This window comes from Miniphocaeibacter sp. (assembly GCF_049276255.1).
Lineage (GTDB): Bacteria > Bacillota > Clostridia > Tissierellales > Peptoniphilaceae > Miniphocaeibacter.
Genome location: NZ_JBASWB010000041.1, coordinates 1 through 3,037 on the forward strand (window position 1 = coordinate 1; position 3,037 = coordinate 3,037).

At 31.1% G+C, this 3,037-nt stretch carries 2 protein-coding genes; both read left to right on the forward strand.

All coding sequences use genetic code 11. The annotated features are described in order from the left end of the window. A partial coding sequence (locus tag WAO56_RS03820) for a cell wall-binding repeat-containing protein (RefSeq protein WP_422146281.1) occupies positions 1–835 on the forward strand: 835 nt, incomplete at its 5' end. Between the two features lie 335 nt (positions 836–1,170). Beyond that, a partial coding sequence (locus tag WAO56_RS03825) for a cell wall-binding repeat-containing protein (RefSeq protein WP_422146282.1) occupies positions 1,171–3,037 on the forward strand: 1,867 nt, incomplete at its 3' end.

Here is a 3,037-nt window from a genome sequence, read left to right on the forward strand (position 1 = left end):
AGAAAGTCAATTAATGGACTTTGTACAATACAGATTATCTGGTAAGGACCGTTACGGTACATCAGCAGATGTAGCAAAAGAATATAGTAAATCCAATATAGTATTACTAGCAAGTGGAGAAAAATACACAGATGAATTAACAGCAACAGTACTTGCAAATAAACTAGGTGCACCAATAATGTTAACAAGAAAAGATGCTATTCCAGCAGAAGTAAAAGCTGAAATTAACAGACTTGGAGCAACTAAGGTAATATTAATAGGTGGAAATGCTTCTATATCTGAAAAGGTAGAAAAAGAACTAGCTAACTATACTGTAGAAAGAATTGGTGGACCAGATAGATACGATACAGCAATTCTTGTAGGAAACCAAGTAAGAGCTTTAACAGCTAGTAAGACAGAAGCAATATTAGTAGATGGAACAAACTTCCCAGATGCAATTGCAATGACTAGCATGGGTGTAGAGCAAAATATGCCAATCCTATTAACAAAGCCAGGACAATTACCAGCAAGTACAGCAAAAACAATACAAGACTGGAAATTAACTAAGGTAACAATAGGTGGAGGAAGTAAGTCAGTATCAGGAGCAGTAGAAAAAGAAGTTAGAAAATATGCAGAAGTAAATAGAATAGCCGGTGCTGACAGGTACGAAACTTCAGTCTTAATAGCAGAACAAGTATATGTAAAACCAAAACATGCAGTAATAGCAAGTGGAGAAGTATTCCCAGATGCTATAGTTGGGGCACCATATGCAGCTAAGAAGAGTTATCCAATAGTATTATCTAGAGGAAACAATGTTCCAGATGTTGTTATGGACTATATAGGTGGGAATAGATAGAATAAATCATATTGATTTAGAATATTTCTCATAGGAAAAGGTCAGGAGTAATATTACTCCTGGCTTATTCCTTATATATAAAGTTTATATATGTATATTAATTAATAGATATTATTTTTAAAAGGGAAAATTTTTTGGAAAAATAATAAAAATCAAAAGATATTAGAAAACCAAAGCTCTAAAGAGCAAGGTTTTAGCAATGGATATATTAAATAATATTGTGCTAGGCATAAGCACCATCTATTTGACAGTAAATAAGGATTTTATAATATAAAATAAAGTAATGAATTTGAGAACATAATGCTATTTAAATATTGAATTGAAAGGAGCGGGGAATGAAAGTACATATTAAGAGAGGAGAGGAAAGGATAAAAATTATAAATTGGATAATTGTATTTTTAACAGCGATTATGCTGTCAATATTATTCAATGGGAAATCCTTTGCCGATGATGGTTGGAATGGTGATGGAACAGAAAATAGTCCTTATAGAATTGAAAATGTTGAAGATTTAGCAAGACTTGCTGAGGAAGTAAATAAGGAACAATCAGAAAGAAATGATTATGAAGGAAAATATTTTGAATTGGTGAATGATATAGATTTAAAGGATTATGATAATTGGACTCCAATAGGACGCATAATAAATTCAGGTGACCAGAGACAATTTAAAGGGAATTTTAATGGAAACAATAAGAAAATATCTAATTTGAAAATTAAGGATGAGAACCTATATCATGTAGGCTTATTTGGAGATATAAAAAATAGTGAAATAAAAAATTTACATATTGCAAGTGGGCAAGTAGAAGGAAAATCATGTGTAGGAGCTATAGTAGGAGCAATGACTGATTCTTCTATTAGTAATTGTAGCAATAGTATTACAATTGGTGGAGAAAACGAGATAGGTGGAATAGTAGGTTATATATTGAATTCCAATGTGGAATATTGTAAAAATAGAGGAAAAATAAAAGATGGAAAGGGCACAGGTGGAATTGTAGGAAGTTTTCATAGGTATTCTAATGTAAAAAATTGTTGTAACTTAGGAGAAATTTCCTCTACAAATATAGAGGGTTATATAGGTGGAATTGTAGGTTACGGAAGTGTCAATTCTAAAATATATAATTCTTTTAATATTGGAAATATAGATGGGGAAAAATATGTAGGTGGAATTGCTGGTGCTAATCAATATATATATAATTGCTATAATATTGGGGAAGTAAAGGGAGAGGAACAAACAGGGGGAATATTAGGATTCGATCAATTTATATATTCCAACAATTGTTACAATATTGGAGAAATAAAAGCTAATAAAACTGTAGGAGGAGTTTTTGGTTATATTGGTCCTCTATCAAGGTATTCTAAATTTGAGAGATGCTATTTTGATAAAGATAGAAATGGAAAAGGTATGGGATTGGCAGATAAAGGATTAGAAGATACAACTATAGGTCTTTCAATAGAGGAAATGTTAACTCATGGTAAAATGGACTTAGAAGATGATGCTATTTGGTCAGATATTTTTGCAGAGAATGAATTTGCATATCTTCCTCAATTGAAAGTTTTTGAAGAATCTACAAATACTGAATTTAAAACATTAAGTAAAGAAAGTGTAAAAATACCGAGAGAGGTTAAAAAAGTAAAGGTAATTGTAGAAGATAAGGTTAGCTATGGCACAAAATTAAAGGATATTTCAGTTATAGTAAAAGATGAGAATGATAATATATTGACTGGTGGTAAATTTAACTGGGATAATCCAGATACAGAAGTTATAAATACCGATAAATATTTAGGAACTTATAGCCACGAAAGTTTATTATATAAGGACAATAAGATAGAAGTAGAAATAAATGTAAAAGAAAAACCAGGAAAACCAACTGGCACTATAAAAGAAATAACTTTAGTAGGTGGAAAATCTACACTAACGGAAAATATAGAAAGTCAACTAATGGACTTTGTACAATTTAGGTTATCTGGTAAAGACCGTTACAGTACATCAGTAGCAGTATCAAAAGAATATGACAAATCCAATGTGGTATTATTAGCAAGTGGAGAAAAATATACAGATGAATTAACAGCAACAGTGCTTGCAAATAAACTAGGTGCACCAATAATGTTAACAAGAAAAGATGCTATTCCAGCAGAAGTGAAAGCTGAAATTAACAGACTTGGAGCAACTAAGGTAATAATAATAGGTGGAAATGACTCTATAT